This window comes from Variovorax sp. 20P10.2.4, from assembly GCF_058244205.1.
Genome location: NZ_JBZAYE010000812.1, coordinates 1 through 2,831, shown reverse-complemented (window position 1 = coordinate 2,831; position 2,831 = coordinate 1). Strand labels below are relative to the sequence as shown.

General features: G+C 71.0%; 3 protein-coding genes and 1 pseudogene. 2 read left to right on the top strand and 2 right to left on the bottom strand.

Annotated elements, in window-relative coordinates:
• Positions 1-258: TorF family putative porin (locus AC27VN_RS37945; RefSeq protein ID WP_490879996.1), on the bottom strand; the 258-nt coding region annotated here is incomplete at its 3' end.
• Positions 259-472: 214 nt separating this feature from the next.
• Between AC27VN_RS37945 and AC27VN_RS37940 the strand changes: the two genes are divergently transcribed.
• Positions 473-2,029: a YifB family Mg chelatase-like AAA ATPase gene (locus tag AC27VN_RS37940; RefSeq protein ID WP_490879995.1), complete on the top strand. Its 1,557-nt coding sequence runs from the start codon at positions 473-475 to the stop codon at positions 2,027-2,029.
• Positions 2,030-2,063: 34 nt separating this feature from the next.
• Positions 2,064-2,606 carry a cysteine hydrolase family protein gene (locus AC27VN_RS37935; RefSeq protein ID WP_490879994.1) on the top strand — a complete coding sequence of 181 codons (543 nt, stop codon included), beginning with the start codon at positions 2,064-2,066 and terminating at the stop codon, positions 2,604-2,606.
• A 15-nt stretch (positions 2,607-2,621) separates the two neighbouring features.
• Here AC27VN_RS37935 and AC27VN_RS37930 read toward each other — a convergent pair.
• Positions 2,622-2,831: pseudogene (locus AC27VN_RS37930) on the bottom strand (serine/threonine protein kinase); the annotation flags it as partial.

Here is a 2,831-nt window from a genome sequence, read left to right as displayed (position 1 = left end):
AGCGTAGTCGAAGCCGCCCTGGATGGCGGGCTTCACGCCGCGGGTCTTGGCGAAGTCGTCCCGGCCGATCATGTCCTGGTCCTGGCCGCGGAACTTGTAGTTCGTGGTCAGCGAGATGTTGGCCGTGATCGGAGAAGCAGCGGGTGCCGCTGCAGGCGCCGCCGCAGCGTCTGGGGTGGCCTGCGCCAGGGCGGCGCCCGACGTGGTCAATGCGGTGGCCAGGACGATCAGGGCCTGGGCGGCGGAACGGTGCGTCATCGGGAACTCCTCGCAAGTAGTGTTGTGGAACCTGATGACCCTCAAAGCAGGGAGCGTGCCAAAGTGCACATCCCCCGGTGACCGGTTGAAGCGCGCCCAGGGAAGCCAGCCAAAAATGGTTACAAGCGCAAGGCTTTGTGCCTTGCACCGAAAAAAGAACAAGACGCCCGCGACGACCGGAATCGGGCGCACCAATATAGGGAGGAAGCAGAGAATGAGTCTGTCTTTGGTGCAAAGCCGCGCCTTGCTCGGGCTGGAAGCGGCCAGTGTCACGGTCGAGGTGCATCTGGCCAACGGCCTGCCGAGCTTCACGCTGGTCGGGCTGGCCGAAACCGAGGTCAAGGAAGCGCGCGAGCGCGTGCGCTCGGCCATCCAGAACGCCGGGCTGGAGTTCCCGCACAACAAGCGCATCACCGTCAACCTGGCGCCGGCCGACCTGCCCAAGGACTCGGGCCGCTTCGACCTGCCGATGGCGCTGGGCATCCTCGCGGCCAGCGGCCAGATCGAGGGCGCGCGGCTCGCGGGCCACGAGTTCGCGGGCGAACTCTCGCTGTCGGGCGAGCTGCGGCCGGTGCGCGGCGCGCTCGCGATGGCGCTCGCGCTGCACATGCGCGGCATCGCCACCCGGCTGGTGCTGCCCGCGCCCAGCGCCGACGAGGCCGCGCTGGTGCCCGGCGGCGAGGTCTACGGCGCCAGGCACCTGCTCGACGTGGTGCGGCGCTTCCTGCCGGCCGATGCGCAAGCCGACCTGGAGGCGGACGACGAGGGCTGGTCGCGGGCCCATGCGTCCACGCAAGCCCATGCCCCCGCCTATGCCGACATGGCCGACGTGAAGGGCCATGCCGGCGCCAAGCGCGCGCTCGAGATCGCCGCGGCCGGCGGCCACAGCCTGCTGATGATGGGCGAGCCGGGCTCGGGCAAGTCGATGCTGGGCCAGCGCTTCGCGGGCCTGCTGCCGCCGATGCGCATCGACGAGGCGCTCGAGAGCGCCGCCATCGCGAGCCTCGGCGGCCGCTTCTCGACCGAGCGCTGGATGCACCGGCCGACCGCGTCGCCGCACCACACCTCGAGCGCCGTGGCGCTGGTGGGCGGCGGTTCGCCGCCGCGGCCCGGAGAGATCTCGATGGCGCACCACGGCGTGCTGTTCCTCGACGAATTCCCCGAGTTCTCGCGCGCCGCGCTCGAGGCGCTGCGCGAGCCGCTCGAGACCGGCACCATCAGCATCGCGCGGGCCGCGCGGCGGGCGGATTTTCCGGCGCGCTTCCAGCTCATTGCCGCGATGAACCCCTGCCCTTGCGGTTTTCTGGGCGCGCCCACGAAAGCCTGCCGCTGCACGCCCGACCAGGTGGCGCGCTACCAGCGCAAGCTCAGCGGCCCCTTGCTCGACCGCATCGACCTGCACATCGAAGTGCCCGCGGTGTCGGCGCAGCAACTGCTCGACGCACCCGCGGGCGAGACCACGGCCGCCATCCGCGCGCGCGCAGCCGCCGCGCGCGAACGCGCGATCGAACGCCAGGGCAAGGCCAACCAGGCGCTGCAAGGCACCGACATCGATCGCCATGCGTCGCTCGGCGACGAGGCGCGCCGCTTCATGCACACGGCCGCCGCCCGGCTCGGCTGGTCGGCGCGCAGCACGCACCGCGCGCTCAAGGTGGCACGCACCATCGCCGATCTCGCGGGAGCGGCGGTCATCGAGACGGCGCATGTGGCCGAGGCGGTGCAGTACCGGCGGGCGCTGCAGAAGGCCTGTAGCGCCCAGCGCATCGCTTAGAGTGCGGCGCAATCCCGCTCACTCCAGGCCCGCCATGACCGACCGTGCCCTCCTCGTCATCGACATGCAGAAAGGCATGCAGGAACCGCGCGCGGGCCGCCGCAACAACCCCGACGCGGAAGCCCGGGTGCAGCGCCTGCTCATGCACTGGCGCACCACCGGCCGCCCCGTGGTCCATGTGCGCCACATGTCGCGCTTCGCCGATTCGGTGTTCTTCCCGGGCCAGCCCGGCGCGGCGTTCCAGGACGCGCTGGCACCGCTGCCCGCCGAGCACGTGGTCGAGAAGAACGTGACCGATGCCTTCGCGCACTCGGGCCTCGAGCGATGGCTGCGCGTGCGCGGCATCGAGGAGATCGTGGTGGTCGGCGTGGCCACCAACATGTCGGTCGAGGCCACGGCGCGCAGCGCCAGCTGCCTCGGCTTCGCGGTCACGGTGGTGGCCGATGCCACCTTCGCCTTCGACCGCGCGGGCATCGATGGCGCCACTTTCGGCGCGGAGCAGGTCCACGCGATGGCGCTGGCCAACCTGCAGGGCGAGTACGCGCAGGTGGTGACGACGGCCAGCCTGCTCAGCTGACCCGCGCCCCGCCCCTTACTTGAACTCGTGGCTCACCACCGGCGCTGACTTGCTGTCCTGCACCGTCACGCGCTGCCGGTAGACCTCGAGGTCGCCGTTGCGCACCTCGATGTTGTAGATGCCGGGACGCAGCGACAGCGACTTGAGCGGCGGGCTCACGCCGCGGTCGGCGCCGTCGACGAAGACCTGGCCCCAGGGCCGGATGTTGAGCGTCACGCGGCCCAT

What these genes read in the sequence shown, in the direction of transcription:
- AC27VN_RS37940 (WP_490879995.1), top strand. Translation starts at nt 473, where the DNA reads ATGAGTCTGTCTTTGGTGCAAAGCCGCGCCTTGCTCGGGCTGGAAGCG.
- AC27VN_RS37935 (WP_490879994.1), top strand. Translation starts at nt 2,064, where the DNA reads ATGACCGACCGTGCCCTCCTCGTCATCGACATGCAGAAAGGCATGCAG.